This is a genomic window from Geodermatophilus sp. SYSU D00698 (assembly GCF_054050335.1).
In genome coordinates, this window is sequence record NZ_JBJGZD010000013.1 from 24,276 (window position 1) to 38,431 (window position 14,156).

At 74.9% G+C, this 14,156-nt stretch carries 13 protein-coding genes; 5 read left to right on the forward strand and 8 right to left on the reverse strand.

What is annotated here, in order from left to right; all coding sequences use genetic code 11:
* Nucleotides 1-72: 72 nt before the first annotated feature.
* Together ACI8AB_RS13260 and ACI8AB_RS13265 are read left to right on the forward strand one after the other, a co-directional pair.
* Nucleotides 73-705 carry a DUF3000 domain-containing protein gene (locus ACI8AB_RS13260; RefSeq protein ID WP_456950494.1) on the forward strand — a complete coding sequence of 211 codons (633 nt, stop codon included), beginning with the start codon at nt 73-75 and terminating at the stop codon, nt 703-705.
* A gap of 225 nt (nt 706-930) precedes the next feature.
* On the forward strand, nt 931-2,118 hold the full coding sequence (locus tag ACI8AB_RS13265) for a ribonuclease D (RefSeq protein ID WP_456950495.1): 1,188 nt from the start codon (nt 931-933) through the stop codon (nt 2,116-2,118).
* Between the two features lie 109 nt (nt 2,119-2,227).
* Here ACI8AB_RS13265 and ACI8AB_RS13270 read toward each other — a convergent pair whose 3' ends face one another.
* The 3 genes from ACI8AB_RS13270 to ACI8AB_RS13280 form a co-directional block, all read right to left on the reverse strand.
* Nucleotides 2,228-3,514, reverse strand: coding sequence for a sugar ABC transporter permease (locus ACI8AB_RS13270; RefSeq protein ID WP_456950496.1), 1,287 nt, complete (start codon nt 3,512-3,514; stop codon nt 2,228-2,230).
* A gap of 2 nt (nt 3,515-3,516) precedes the next feature.
* Entirely contained in the window at nt 3,517-4,323 is an 807-nt protein-coding gene (locus ACI8AB_RS13275) for an ATP-binding cassette domain-containing protein (protein WP_387990895.1), read from the reverse strand.
* 83 nt (nt 4,324-4,406) lie between these two features.
* On the reverse strand, nt 4,407-5,519 hold the full coding sequence (locus ACI8AB_RS13280) for a sugar ABC transporter substrate-binding protein (protein WP_456950497.1): 1,113 nt from the start codon (nt 5,517-5,519) through the stop codon (nt 4,407-4,409).
* A 242-nt stretch (nt 5,520-5,761) separates the two neighbouring features.
* Between ACI8AB_RS13280 and ACI8AB_RS13285 the strand changes: the two genes are divergently transcribed.
* On the forward strand, nt 5,762-6,967 hold the full coding sequence (locus ACI8AB_RS13285) for a thiolase family protein (RefSeq protein WP_456950498.1): 1,206 nt from the start codon (nt 5,762-5,764) through the stop codon (nt 6,965-6,967).
* Nucleotides 6,964-9,051 carry a 3-hydroxyacyl-CoA dehydrogenase NAD-binding domain-containing protein gene (locus tag ACI8AB_RS13290; RefSeq protein ID WP_456950499.1) on the forward strand — a complete coding sequence of 696 codons (2,088 nt, stop codon included), beginning with the start codon at nt 6,964-6,966 and terminating at the stop codon, nt 9,049-9,051. The genes ACI8AB_RS13285 and ACI8AB_RS13290 overlap by 4 nt, the downstream gene beginning before the upstream one ends.
* Nucleotides 9,052-9,130: 79 nt before the next feature.
* Here the strand turns inward: ACI8AB_RS13290 and ACI8AB_RS13295 are convergent, their stop codons facing one another.
* Nucleotides 9,131-9,415, reverse strand: a complete 285-nt coding sequence (locus ACI8AB_RS13295) for a thiamine-binding protein (RefSeq protein WP_387990883.1) — start codon at nt 9,413-9,415, stop codon at nt 9,131-9,133.
* 87 nt (nt 9,416-9,502) lie between these two features.
* The gene (gene dxs, locus ACI8AB_RS13300; protein WP_456950500.1) at nt 9,503-11,422 is read right to left on the reverse strand and encodes a 1-deoxy-D-xylulose-5-phosphate synthase; all 1,920 of its coding nucleotides are present in this window, start codon (nt 11,420-11,422) and stop codon (nt 9,503-9,505) included.
* A gap of 215 nt (nt 11,423-11,637) precedes the next feature.
* Here dxs and ACI8AB_RS13305 point away from each other — a divergent pair, with 215 nt between their 5' ends.
* A complete protein-coding gene (locus ACI8AB_RS13305; protein WP_456950501.1) occupies nt 11,638-12,822 on the forward strand; it encodes an ROK family protein in 1,185 nt (394 codons plus the stop codon).
* Between the two features lie 47 nt (nt 12,823-12,869).
* On the opposite strand, the gene ACI8AB_RS13310 is transcribed toward ACI8AB_RS13305, so the two are convergent.
* The 3 genes from ACI8AB_RS13310 to ACI8AB_RS13320 form a co-directional block, all read right to left on the reverse strand.
* Nucleotides 12,870-13,226 (reverse strand): hypothetical protein, encoded by a 357-nt coding sequence (locus ACI8AB_RS13310; RefSeq protein ID WP_456950502.1) that lies wholly within the window; start codon nt 13,224-13,226, stop codon nt 12,870-12,872.
* 196 nt (nt 13,227-13,422) lie between these two features.
* Nucleotides 13,423-13,650, reverse strand: coding sequence for a DUF4177 domain-containing protein (locus ACI8AB_RS13315; protein WP_387990871.1), 228 nt, complete (start codon nt 13,648-13,650; stop codon nt 13,423-13,425).
* Nucleotides 13,651-13,948: 298 nt separating this feature from the next.
* Entirely contained in the window at nt 13,949-14,149 is a 201-nt protein-coding gene (locus tag ACI8AB_RS13320) for a hypothetical protein (RefSeq protein ID WP_456950503.1), read from the reverse strand.
* Nucleotides 14,150-14,156: the final 7 nt, after the last annotated feature.

Here is a 14,156-nt window from a genome sequence, read left to right on the forward strand (position 1 = left end):
CCCGATCCTCCCAGACCCCGCAGCGGCGGCGCGTCCGAGACAGACCGGGCCCGCGGCCCCTACCCTGCGAGCGTGGAGCCAGACAGCCTGGCCGGGTCCCGGGACGGGTCCGGTGCGCGTGCGGGCTCCGACGACCGTCCGGCCGCCTTCCTCGCGGGCCTGGAGTCCCTGGCCGCGGTGCGGGTGCGCCCCGAGGTCGTCCTCGAGACGATCCCGCCGCCCCAGCGCCTGGCGCCGTACGCGCACGCGCTGGCCGCCCGGGTCGTCGAGGGGGAGGGCGACGACGAGGTCGAGGTCGCCGTCGCCCGGTTCATCGTGCTGTACGACCCCGAGGGCCACGAGGCCTGGGACGGCACCACCCGCTGCGTCGGGTACCTGTCGGCGAGCACCGACGAGCACATGGTCGACGACGCGATGTTCTCCGAGGTCGCCTGGAGCTGGCTGACCGACGCCCTGCAGGAGTGCGGCGCGGCCTCGCACGCGCTCGGCGGCACGGTCACCCGCACCGCCTCGACCCGCTTCGGCGACCTCGCCGGTCCCGAGCACACCGTCGACGTCGAGCTCCGCGCCTCCTGGACCGCCGAGGACACCGCGCTCGGCCGCCACCTCGACGCCTGGCTGCAGGTGCTGGCCAACGCGGCCGGGCTGCCGCCGCCGGGCGTCGCCCTGCTCGGCCCGTCCGGCCCGGTCCCCGGCACCCCCTGACGCCCGCCCCCTGACCGGCCGGTCCACCGCGGTCTCTACCATCGGTGGGGACGGGACGCACTCCTCCGGGTCCGCGCCGCTCGGCCTGCACACCCCGGGAGCCGGCGGGACCGCTGGCGCGCACGGACGGGACGGCGAGTAGGTGGACGGCAACTGAGCACCGAGCCCCTCCCCCTCGACGGCCTGGAGACCGCCCCGGAGTCCGCTCCGGAGGCGCCCGCCCCGGTGCCCCTGCTCGCCCCGCGCGACGGGCTGCCGCCGGTCATCGACACCCCCGACGCGCTCGCCCGCTACGCCGACGCGCTGCGCGCGGGCACCGGCCCGGTCGCCGTGGACGCCGAGCGGGCCTCCGGCTACCGCTACGGCCAGCGCGCCTACCTGGTGCAGCTGCGCCGCGCCGGCGCGGGCACCGGGCTGGTCGACCCCGTCCCGCTCGGGGACCTGTCGGTCGTGCAGGACGCGATCGCCGACGCCGAGTGGGTGTTGCACGCCGCCAACCAGGACCTCCCCTGCCTGGCGGAGATCGGCATGGTGCCGAGCCGCCTGTTCGACACCGAGCTGGCCGCCCGCCTCGCCGGGCTGCCCCGGGTGGGGCTGGCCGCCGTCGTCGAGTCGCTGCTCGGGTACTCGCTGGTCAAGGGCCACTCGGCCGCCGACTGGAGCACCCGCCCGCTGCCCGAGGAGTGGCTGGTCTACGCCGCCCTCGACGTCGAGGTGCTCGTCGACCTCCGCGACGCGCTCGCCGCCCTGCTCGAGCAGCAGGGCAAGACCGAGTGGGCGCGGCAGGAGTTCGCCGCCGTCCTCGCCGCCGGCCCGCCGGCGCCGCGGCAGGACCCGTGGCGGCGCACCTCCGGCGTGCACGGCCTGCGCAACCGCCGTCAGCTCGGCATGCTCCGTTCGCTGTGGGAGGCGCGCGACGACATGGCCCGCCGGCGCGACGTCGCCCCCGGCCGGGTGCTGCCGGACGCCGCGATGGTCGCCGCCGTCCAGGCGGATCCGCAGACCGAGGCCGCGCTGCTGGAGCTGCCGGTCTTCCGCGGCCGGGCCAACCGGCGGCTGGTGGGGACCTGGTTCGGCGCCCTGGCCCGCGGCCGGGCGCTGCCGGAGGCGGAGCTCCCGCCGCACAGCCGCCCCGGTGACGGGCCGCCGCCGGTCAACCGCTGGGCCGACCGCGACCCCGCCGCGGCCACCCGGCTGCAGACCGCGCGCAAGGCCCTCGCTGCCCTGTCCGAGGAGCTCAGCGTGCCGGTGGAGAACCTCCTCTCCCCCGACCTGGTGCGCCGGCTGATGTGGACCCCGCCCGAGCCGCGCGACGCCGGGACGGTGGCCGCGGCCCTGCGCGCCGGGGGCGCCCGCGAGTGGCAGGTCGAGCTCACCCGCGACCTGCTCACCGACGCACTCTCCCGGGCCTAGCCCGCAACGACGACGGGCCCGCCGTCCGGTACCGGACGGCGGGCCCGTCGTGAGGTGCTGGAACGGCCCCCTCGCCCCCGCCGCGAGCGGCGGGGGCGAGGGGGTCCTCCTAGTGCCCCGTGGCCGCGGCCCGCCGGCGGGCCAGCGCGTCGACGCTGGCGGCCAGCAGGAGGACTCCACCGGTGATGATGAAGTTCAGGTACGCCTCGGTGCCCAGCAGGCCCAGGCCGTTGGCGATGATCGCCACGACCAGGCCACCGAGGACGGCGTCGCGCACCCGGCCCCGGCCACCGAAGAGGCTGGTACCACCGATGACCGCGGCGCCGACGGCGTAGAGCAGCGTGTTGCCGCCGCCGGAGCCCGGCGCGACCGAACCCAGGCGGGCGGCCGCGACGATGCCGCTGATCGCGGCCAGCGTGGAGCCGATCACGAACACGGCCACCCGGATCTTCGTGACGTTGATGCCGGCCCGCCGGGCCGCCTCGGCGTTGCCGCCGACCGCGTAGACGTGCCGGCCGAAGCCCGTGCGGCCGAGCACGAACGTCAGGAACAGCAGCAGCAGGACCACGAGCGGGATGGCGTACGGGATGCCGGCGAGCACCACGCCGACGGCCGGGGCGCGGTCGACGCTCAGCACCGCCGTCACCAGGACGACGACCGCGGCGATCACGCCGATCCGGACGAGCACCACCGCGAGCGGGGCGTGCGCCAGGTTCTTCGCCTTCTGGACCCGGAACCGGTTGAGCTGCAGCGCCGCGTACACGGCGATGGTCAGCAGGGCGAGGACCCAGCCGAGCGCGACCGGCACGTTCTTGTCGCTGATCGCCGAGATCACCGGGTCGCGCACCGGCACCGTGCCGCCCTCGCCGATGAGCCGCAGGGTGAAGCCCTGCCAGCCCAGGAACAGCGCGAGGGTGACGACGAAGGACGGGATGCCGACCATCCCGACGAGGCTGCCGGTGAACAGGCCGATGACCACGCCGGTGGCGATCGCCGCCAGGACCGCGATCCACCACGGCGAGCCGGCGTCGGCGAGCAGCTTGGCCATGACCGCGGCGCAGACGCCGCTGACCACACCGGCGGACAGGTCGATCTCGCCCAGCAGCAGGATGAAGACCAGGCCCATCGCCAGGATGATGATCGGCGCGGCCTGGTCGGCCAGGTTGGCCATGTTGCGCGGGGTCAGGAACGTCTCGGGCCGCAGCGCGAAGAACAGCAGCCCGAGGACGACGATGCCGAGGATGGCCGGCAGCGCCCCGAGGTCACCGCCGCGGACGCGGTCGACGTACGCCCGGACGGACGCGCCGAGGCTGTCCGCGCCGCGGTCGGCCTCGAAGCCCGACGGGGCCCCACCCGGCTCCTGCGAGCTGGTCGGCTTGGAGATGGTGCTGGACACGGTCAGACCTCCACGGCCGCGGCTTCGGCGGGTGCGATGCCCAGGTCGCCCGACCGGCCCGCCGTGATGAGCTCGATCACCTGGGGGCGGTCGACCTGCGAGATCGGCACGTCGGCCGCCATGCGGCCCAGGTACAGGGCCGCGATCCGGTCGGAGACCTCGAAGACGTCGACCATGTTGTGGCTGATGAAGACCACCGCGTGACCGGTGTCGGCCAGCCGCCGGACCAGGTCGAGGACCTGCCGGGTCTGCGCGACGCCCAGGGCCGCGGTCGGCTCGTCGAGGACGACGAGCTTGGACTCCCAGAGCACGGCCTTCGCGATGGCCACCGTCTGCCGCTGACCACCGGAGAGGCTGGAGACGAGCTGGCGCACGGACTTCAGGGTCCGGACGGAGAGCTTGCTCAGCGTGTCCCGGGCGGCCTCCTCCATCGACGTCTCGTCGAGGAGGATGCCGTTCTTGCGCTCGCGGCCCAGGAACATGTTCTGGACGACGTCGAGGTTGTCGGCCAGGGCGAGGTCCTGGTAGACGATCTCGATGCCGAGGGCGGCGGCCTCGCGCGGCCCGCTGACGGTGACCGGCCGTCCCTCGAAGAGGAACTCGCCGGAGTCGATGGCGTGGATGCCGGCGATGGACTTGATGAGCGTGCTCTTGCCCGCCCCGTTGTCGCCGACGAGCGCGGTGACCTGTCCGGGGTAGACCTTCATGTGCACGTCGTGCAGGACCTGGATGGCACCGAAGCTCTTGTTGACGCCGCGGAGTTCCAGGGTGGGGGTGCCGTCCTGGGGACGGTCGGTGGGAGCGGACACACCGGGCCTCTCGGTCGCGCTGGTGGGGCTGAGACAGCAGCCGCCGGGGCGTCCATGATGGGCGCCCCGGCGGCTGGTGACCACTAGGAGATGCCGAGCTCCTGGCACGCGGCGGCGAAGTCGCCGGTGCACAGCTCCTCGGCGGTGACGAACTCGTCGTCCACGACGTCCTTGACGTTGTCGCGGAAGATCGCCTGCGGCGTCAGCAGGACCGACGGGACCTCGCGGCCGCCCTCGGTGTCCTCGACGGTGCCGGTGGTCTCGCCCTCCTCGCCGTTGATCAGCGAGACGGCCAGCTCGGCCAGCGCGTTGGCCTCGTCGCGGACCGACTTGTAGACCGTCATGCACTGGTCGCCGTTGAGGATGTTCTGCAGGCCCTCGACGGTGGCGTCCTGACCGGTCACGTTGGCCTGGCCGGCGGCGTTGTTGCGGCCGAGGATCTGGATGACCGAGTTGGCGAGGCCGTCGTTGGCGGCCAGCACACCCTGGATGTTGCCGCCGGCCTGGGTGTACATCTGCTCGAAGATCGTCGCGGCCTGCTGGTTGTCCCACTCGGGCACGGCCTGCTCGGCGACCTGGGTGTACTGGGTCAGCGGGTCGAGGATCTCGTGCGCGCCCGAGGAGAACAGCGTCGCGTTGTTGTCGTCCGGCGAGCCGTTGAGGAACGCGATGTTGCCCTGGGTGACGCCGTTGGCCTCGAGGCACTGCTGCAGGCCCTGGCCCTGCAGGCGGCCGACCTCGGTGTTGTCGAAGGAGACGTAGTACTCGGCCGAGCCACCGAGGGTGAGCCGGTCGTAGTCGATCGTCTGGACGCCCTCGGCGGCGGCCTGCTCCTGGATCTGCGCGCCGGAGGCCGAGTCGAGGTTGACGATCGCGAGGACGGTCGCGCCCTCGGTGATCATCTGCTCGGCGATGGTCGCCTGCCGCTGGGCGTCGCCCTCGGCGTTCTGGATGTCGTACTCGACACCGGCCTCCTCGAAGGCCGCCTCGAGGTAGGGGCGGTCGAAGTTCTCCCACCGCACCGAGGACTCGGTGTCGGGGAGGATCACGCCGACCTTGCCGGCGGCCTCGCCGCCACCGCCGCCGCCGCTGTCGCCGCCGCCGCCGTCGCCGCCGCCGCTGTCGCTGCCGCACGCAGCGAGGCTGAAGACCAGGGCGGCCGCCAGGGCCGTCATCGTGGTGCGCCGTCGCGCCATGGATGGGTCCACCGTTCCGTCGGGAATCTGCAGAAGTGCGGCGGCCAATATGCGCCCCGGGTCACACGGGTCGCAACCCCGGGTCGGTGGCGTTGCCGGACCGTGACCTCCGTCCGGGTGAGGTGTCGCGGGCCCCGGTGCCCCGCACGGGTCGGGTCGCGCTTGGAGCGGCGGTTACCGACGGGTAACTTCACCTGCGCCGTCCCCGTGCCCGGGCCGGCTCCCCCTGCTGCGGAGGTCCCATGTCCCGCTCGCTGCGTGAGGTCGTCTTCGTCGACGGCGTACGCACCCCCTTCGGCAAGGCCGGCCCGAAGGGCGTCTACGCGGAGACGCGCGCCGACGACCTGGTCGTGCGCGTGATCCGCGAGCTGCTGCGCCGCAACCCGGCGCTGCCGGCCGACCGGGTCGACGAGGTGGCCATCGCCGCCACCACCCAGATCGGCGACCAGGGCCTGACCATCGGCCGCACCGCCGCGCTGCTGGCCGGGCTGCCGAAGTCGGTCCCCGGCTACGCGATCGACCGCATGTGCGCCGGGGCCATGACCGCCGTGACCACCACCGCGAGCGGCATCGCCTTCGGCGCGTACGACGTCGCCATCGCCGGCGGGGTCGAGCACATGGGCCGCCACCCGATGGGCGAGGGCGCCGACCCCAACCCGCGGTTCTTCAGCGAGAAGCTCGTCGACGGCTCGGCGCTGGTCATGGGCTCCACCGCGGAGAACCTGCACGACCGCTTCCCGCACCTGACCAGGGAGCGCGCCGACGCGTTCGCCCTGACCAGCCAGCAGAAGTACGCCAAGGCCCTCGCCAACGGGCAGATCGGCCCGGAGCTGGTGCCCGTCGCGACCCGCTCGGCCGAGCACGGCTGGGGCCTGGCCACCGCCGACGAGCCGCCGCGGCCGAACACCACCCTCGAGGGCCTGGGCACGCTCAAGACGCCGTTCCGCCCGCACGGGCACGTGACCGCCGGCAACGCCGCGGGCCTCAACGACGGCGCCACCGGCTGCATCCTGGCCGCCGAGGAGGTCGCGCAGGAGCTGGGCCTGACCGCCGGCATGCGGCTGGTCGGCTACGGCTTCGTCGGCGTCGAGCCCGAGGTCATGGGTGTCGGCCCGGTCCCCTCGACCGAGCGCGCGCTGGCCCGCACCGGCCTGACCATCGACGACATCGGGCTGTTCGAGCTCAACGAGGCCTTCGCCGTCCAGGTGCTGGCCTTCCTCGACCACTTCGGCATCGCCGACGACGACGAGCGGGTCAACCCGTGGGGCGGCGCGATCGCCGTCGGCCACCCGCTGGCCTCCTCCGGCGTCCGCCTGATGACCCAGCTGTCGCGGCAGTTCGCCGAGCGCCCCGACGTCCGCTACGGCCTGACCGCCATGTGCGTGGGCCTGGGCATGGGCGCCACCGTCATCTGGGAGAACACCGACTGGGAGGGTGCGGCCAGGTGAGCACCGCCGTCTTCGAGAACGAGGTCGTCACCGCCGCCAGGGTGCGGTACGTGCGGGTGCCCGGCCTGGCCGGCGAGATCGCGCTGATCACGCTGGACAACGGGCACGACCACACCCGGCCGTCCACCTTCGGCCCCGGCGGGCTCGCCTCGCTGGACGCCGCCCTCGACGGGATCGCGGCGCACACCCCCGCGCCCGCGGCCATCGCCGTCACGGGCAAGCCGTTCGTGTTCGCCGTGGGCGCCGACCTCTCCGGCGTCCCGGCGGTGACCGACGCCGCGGCCGCCCGGGAGATCGCCGAGACCGGCCACCGGGTGTTCCGGCGGCTCAAGGACGCCGGCGTCCCGACGTTCGCGTTCGTCAACGGCGCGGCGCTCGGCGGCGGCCTCGAGCTGGCGCTGCACTGCACCTACCGGACGATCGCGAGCACCGCCGTCGTCGCCTTCCCCGAGGTGTTCCTCGGCCTGGTGCCCGGCTGGGGCGGCACGCAGCTGCTGCCGGACCTGATCGGGATCGACCCGGCGGTCACCGTGATCGTCGAGAACGCGCTGGCGCAGAACAAGGTCACCTCCGGCCCGCGGGCGGCGGGGCTGGGGATCGCCGACGCGCTGTTCGAGCCCGCCGACTTCCTCGAGCGGTCGCTGGAGTGGGCCGTGGCGGTCCTCAACGGCGACGTGACCGTCGCGCGGCCCGCGGTGGACCGGTCGGGCTGGGACGCCGCGATCGAGCGGGCCCGGGCCGTCGTCCGGGCGCGGACCCGCGACGCCTCCCCCGGCGCGCTGCGCGCCGTCGAGCTGCTCGACCTCGCCCGCAACGGCGTCGAGGGCGAGGCGTTCACCGCCGGCACCGCCGCCGAGGACCAGGCGCTCACCGACCTGCTGATGAGCGACGAGCTCCGCGCCTCCCTCTACTCGTTCGACCTGGTCAGCAAGCGGGCCAGGCGGCCGGCCGGCGCGCCGGACAGGTCGCTGGCGCGGAAGGTCACCAAGGTCGGCGTCGTGGGTGCCGGGCTCATGGCCTCGCAGCTGGCACTGCTGTTCGTGCGCCGGCTCCAGGTGCCCGTCGTCCTCACCGACGTGGACCAGGCGCGGGTGGACAAGGGCGTCGGCTACGTCCACGGGGAGCTGGAGAAGCTCGCCGCCCGCGGCCGGCTCTCCCCCGACGAGCTCAACCGGCTCGAGGGCCTGGTCACCGGCGCGCTGGACAAGGCCGTCTTCGCCGACGCCGACCTCGTCGTCGAGGCCGTGTTCGAGGAGATGTCGGTCAAGCAGCAGGTGTTCGCCGAGGTGGAGGCCGTCGTCTCCCCCGAGTGCGTGCTGGCGACCAACACCTCGGCGCTGTCGGTGACCGAGATGGCCTCCAAGCTCGAGCACCCCGAGCGGGTCGTCGGGCTGCACTTCTTCAACCCGGTCGCGGTCCTGCCGCTGGTGGAGGTCGTGCGCGCCGAGCAGACCGACGACGCCGCGCTGGCCACCGCCTTCGCCGTCGGCAAGGCGCTGAAGAAGTCCTGCGTGCTGGTCGCCGACGCCCCGGCGTTCGTCGTCAACCGGCTGCTCACCCGCTTCCTCGGCGAGGTCACCTCGGCCGTCGAGCAGGGGACGCCGGTGGCCGTCGCCGACCGGGCGCTGGACCCGCTGGGCCTGCCGATGTCGCCGTTCGAGCTGCTCACGCTGGTCGGCCCGCCGGTGGCGCTGCACGTGGCCGAGCGGATGCACGAGGCCTTCCCCGACCGGTTCGCCGTCGGCGAGGGACTGAGGAAGATGGTCGAGCTGGGCAAGACCAGCGTCTACTCCGAGCCCGGCGTGGTCGACCCCGACCTGGCCGGCATCGACGCGGGCGACTCCCCGTTGACCGAGGACGAGGTCCGCGACCGCGCCGTGCGGGCGCTGGCCCAGGAGATCCGGCTGATGCTCGACGAGGGCGTCGTCCAGGCCGTGCAGGACGTCGACCTGTGCATGGTGCTGGGCGCCGGCTGGCCGTTCTGGCTGGGCGGCATCTCCGCCCACCTCGACCGCACCGGCGTCTCCGAGGCGGTCACCGGCTCGCGGTTCCTGCCGAGGGGCGTGGCCAGCCTCCCGGCGTGATGCCGTGCACCTCCGCGGAGGTGCACACCGGACGGCGAACGGCCCGGGTCCCCGCGCGGGGCCCGGGCCGTTCGCCGTCTCAGCGGAACTTGTGGGTGAGCGACTCGATCGTGCGGTCGACCGAGGCGACCTTCACGTGCGAGATGCCGCTGGTGGCGCCCGCCGCCAGCATCGCCTCGTGCGCGGCCCGCAGGGTCGCCCACACGGCGTCGGCGTCGCCCTCCAGCGTGGTCCCCAGCGCCCCGACCTCGCAGTGCAGGCCGGACGCCTGGATCACCCGGACGGCGGCCTCCACGTACGCGTGCGGGTCGTCGGGCGTCCCGGCCGGCGACGGCGCGACCTGGATCTCCGCGATGACCTGCACGACAGCCTCCGGTCCGACGTCCCCGGCCGACCCCGTCCGGAGGCTCACCCCGAGCCTGCGAGGGGTGAGGGGGACGGGGTCCTCCTACTACTGCTGGGCGCCGTCCACGGGCTCGGCGGCCAGCTGCTGCTCGGCCCGCTCGGTGAGCACCGCGGTCCACTCGGCGATCCGGCGGGCGACGTCCTGCTCGGTCAGGCCGCAGTCGGCGAGCACCTGGCCCCGGCTGCCGTGGTCGAGGAACGCCTGCGGCAGGCCCAGCGCGCGCACCGGCACGTCGTGCTGGCGGTCCTGCAGCGCCTGCGACAGCGTCGTCCCGACGCCGCCGGCCCGGCCGCCGTCCTCCACGGTGACGACCAGCCGGTGCGCGGCGGCCGTCTCGACCAGCTCGTCGGAGACCGGCAGCACCCAGCGCGGGTCGACGACGGTCACCTCGATGCCGTGGTCGGCGGCCCGCTCGGCGGCGGCCAGGCACATCGGCACCATCGCGCCGACGGCGACCAGCAGCACCTCCTCCCGCTCCCCGCGCCGCAGCACGTCGACCGGGCCGCGCCGCTCCAGCGCCGGGATGTCCAGCGGCGGCGGGCCCTTGGGGAAGCGCACCACGCTCGGCGCGTCGGGGATCGCGACCGCCTCGCGCAGCGCCTCGCGCAGGGTCGGCTCGTCGCGCGGCGCGGCCAGGTGCAGCCCCGGCACGACCGAGCAGATCGACATGTCCCACATGCCGTTGTGCGAGGCGCCGTCGGTCCCGGTGACCCCGGCGCGGTCGAGGACGACGGTGACCGGCTGGCGGTGCAGCGCGACGTCCATGAGCAGCTGGTCGAAGGCCCGGTTGAGGAAGGTCGAGTAGACCGCGACGACCGGGTGCAGTCCGCCCATCGCCATGCCGGCCGCGCTGGTGAGCGCGTGCTGCTCGGCGATGCCGACGTCGTAGGTCCGCTCGGGGAAGCGCTCGGCGAAGGCGGCCAGGCCCGTCGGGTGCAGCATCGCCGCGGTGACCGCGACGACGTCGCTCCGCTCGGCGCCGATGCGCACCAGCTCGTCGGAGAACGCCGTCGTCCAGTCGCGGGCGACCGCGGGGCTGGTGCCGCTGTCGGGGTCGAAGACGCCGGTGGCGTGCCAGGCGTCGATCTGGTCGGTCTCGGCCGGCGGGTAGCCGAAGCCCTTCGTGGTGACCGCGTGCACGATCACCGGGCGGCCGAACGACCGAGCCCGGCGCAGCGCGGACTCGAGCACCTCGACGTCGTGGCCGTCGACCGGACCGAGGTACTTGAGGCCGAGGTCCTCGAACATGCCCTGCGGCGCCAGGACGTCCTTGACACCCTTCTTCAGGCCGTGCAGCGCGTCGTAGAGCGCCGAGCCGACGACCGGGGCCTTGTGCAGGGCCTGACGGATGGCCAGCAGCGCCTGCTCGTAGCCCGGCCGCAGCCGCAGGCCCGCCAGCGCGTCGGCGACGCCGCCGATGGTCGGCGAGTAGGAGCGGCCGTTGTCGTTGACGACGATGACCACCGGCCGGTCCTGGGCGGCGGCGATGTTGTTCAGCGCCTCCCAGGCCATGCCGCCGGTCAGCGCGCCGTCGCCGACGACCGCGACGACCGGGCGCTTGTCACCGCGGACGGCGAAGGCCTTGGCCAGCCCGTCGGCGTAGGACAGCGCGGTCGAGGCGTGGCTGTTCTCGACCCAGTCGTGCTCGCTCTCGCCGCGGCTCGGGTAGCCCGACAGCCCGCCGCGCTGGCGCAGCCGGTCGAAGCCCTCGACCCGGCCGGTGAGCATCTTGTGCACGTAGGCCTGGTGGCCGGTGTCGAAGACGATCGGCTCGTGCGGGGACTCGAAGACCCGGTGCAGCGCGATGGTGAGCTCGACGGTGCCGAGGTTCGGCCCGAGGTGGCCGCCGGTGCGGGCGACGCTGGTGACGAGTGCGTCACGGATCTCCGCGGCCAGCGCGGGCAGCTGCTCGGGGGGCAGGGCCCGGAGGTCGGCGGGGTCGCGGAGCGAGCGCAGGAGCGACACGGGGCGGCGGTGTCCTCTCTGTCGGCGGCGGGGCACGGCCCTCCGACGGCCGCCGACCCACTGTAGTCGCGCGACGGCGCACACCTCCTGTCGAGCCGGGTCCGAGACGGGACGGTTCCGTCACTCCCGACGCGCCGCATCCCGCTCACCCGACCGATGGGCGTCCCTTCTGTCGGTGATTGACAGAACACGAGCACGCTCGGACGATGCCCGCCATGGACCTCCGCCCGTGGCTGCCCGACATCACGGGCCCCTCGCGGCGGCTGGTCGAGGCACTGCGGGTGAGCGGCCCCTCGACGCGGGCGCAGCTGGTCGAGCGGACGGGGCTCTCCCGCGCCACGGTCTCCGGCTACGTGGCCGACCTCGTCGACCGCGGGCTGGTGGCGCCCGGCGACGACGCGGGCGCGGTGGAGACCGGCGGCCGGCCCGCGCGGCTGGTGCACCTGACGCGCCGGGCCGGCGTGGTCGTCGGGGTCGACATCGGGCGCACCCACGTCCGGGTCGCGGTGGCCGACCTCTCGCACGAGATCGTCGGCGAGGAGACCACCACGCTGCCGGTCGCCGACCTGGACTCCGACGCGGTCCTCGACACCGTGGCCGGGCAGGTGCGGGCCGAGCTGCGGCGGGCCGGCGCCTGCACCGAGGACGTCGTCGGCGCGGTGGTCGGCCTGCCGACGCCGGTGGTCGGCCGGGCGGCGAGCTCGCGCGGCACCGTGGCGCGGTCGAACATCTTGCCGAGCTGGTCGGGCCGGACGCCGGCGCCGGCGCTGCAGGAGCGGCTCGGCGTCCCGGTCATCGTGGAGAACGACGCCAACCTGGGCGCCGTCGCCGAGGTCCGCTGGGGCGCCGGCCGCGGCTCGTGCGCCACCCTCTACCTGAAGATGGCGACCGGCGTCGGCGGGGCGCTGGTCATCGACGGCGACCTGCTGCGCGGCGTCACCGGCACCGCCGGCGAGATGGGCCACGTGAGCCTGGACCCGACCGGCCCGCTGTGCCGCTGCGGCAACCGCGGCTGCCTGGAGCTGACCGCCGGCGGCACCGCGCTGCTGCGGGCCATCAACACCGCCGCCCCCCACTACACCGACCTGCGGTCGTTGGTGGCCGGCGCCCAGGACGGCGACCAGGCCTGCCGTCGGCTGATCGCCGACGCCGGGGCCTCGGTCGGCTTCGTGCTCGGCGGCCTGGTCAACGTGCTCAACCCCGACCGCATCGTCGTCGGCGGCGAGCTGGGCACCGCCGGCGACCTGCTCGTCGACCCGCTGCGGCGGGCGCTCGAGCAGTCCGCCATCCCCGCCGCGGCCGAGCAGCTGACCGTGGTCCCCGGCTCGCTCGGGGCCCGCGCGGAGGTGCTCGGCGCGTTGGCGGTCGCGCTCCGGGAGGCCGACCGGCTGACCGGCTAGGGCCCCGGGGGCCCGCGGACGACGACCGGGCCCCCGGGTGCCACTACTCACAGGCGGGGGACCCAGACCTCGCCGCGCAGCGCCCCGGCGACGACCTCGACGCCGCGCGCCGCCGCGGCCAGCCGCGCGCCCTCCCGCTCGTAGGCGGTGACAGCGGCCTCGATGGCGTCCGGCGGCAGGTGGTCGGCCAGCTCGACGCGGACCGTGCGCCAGCCCGCCCGCGCCGCCTCGAGGCCGGCCGCGACGTGGTCGCCGGCGAACCGGGCGAGCAGCAGCGGATAGCGGCGCAGCACCTCGTGGGCGCGGTAGTCGGGCGGGACGAGGTCGAACAGCCAGGCCACCGCGGTGTGCTCCCAGTCGGGGGCGCCCGGGGGCCGCACCTGCTCCGGCCAACCCGGAGGCACGCTCCCACCCACGTCCGGCATCCTGCCGCAGGTCGAACACGTGTTCGACGGGAGGCGCGCCGTCGTCACCCGGTCGTGATCACCGACGGACCGGCCCGACCACGGTCGGGTTGGTCATCGGCTGCGTGCCGCCCGTACCGGCGTGTCGGCGCGCGTCGCGTGCACGCAGCCGGTGATCGACACGGGCGGAGCGCGATCAGTCCCGCTGTCGCTTCAGCCAGAACTGCTCGAAACCCCAGGTGCCCGCACCGCTCGAGTGGTAGCTGACCAGCTCCCAGCCCTCGCCGCCGAGCCGGTTGAGCACCGAGCTGGTGTCCCCCTGCTGCCGCTCCAGCGAGCCGCCGGGGAGCTTGACGCTCACCCCCGCGCGCTGCGACTCGGTGTCGTTGGCCGTGATGACCGAGGCGTACTCCCAGGTGGTCACGGAGGACACGGTAGCGAGGCGCCGTCCGGCAGCCCCAGCCGCGCCCAGGAACCGGCGCCGTGGCCGGTCGCCGGGTCGTGGGGGAAGACGCTCCCCTGCCCGGGCTGGTCCCACCACCGGGCGATGGGCACACCGAGCACCCGGCACGGCAACGACGTGCCCACCCCTCCGCTCCCCCACCGCTCGCTCCCGGTGGGCCGGGCGGAGGAGGCGTCCGCCGTCGCCTCGCACTCCGCGGGCGGCAGGAGACCGGTGGCGGAGCGGTCGTCCTCCCCGAGCTCCGGGTCGACGGCGACCGTCAGGTCGGTGGCCTCCGCAGCGCGGCCGCGGTCCCACCGGCCTGGCGCCCGGCGCCGGAGACGACCCGCGCCAGCCGGACCGTCCACGGCAGCGCGACCAGGTGCTGCAGCCGCGCGCGGCGGGCGTCGGACAGCCCCCTCGGGGACGGCACGGCCGGGTCGACCAGGACCCCGGGATGGGTGCCGACGGGGACCTGCACGCCCCGC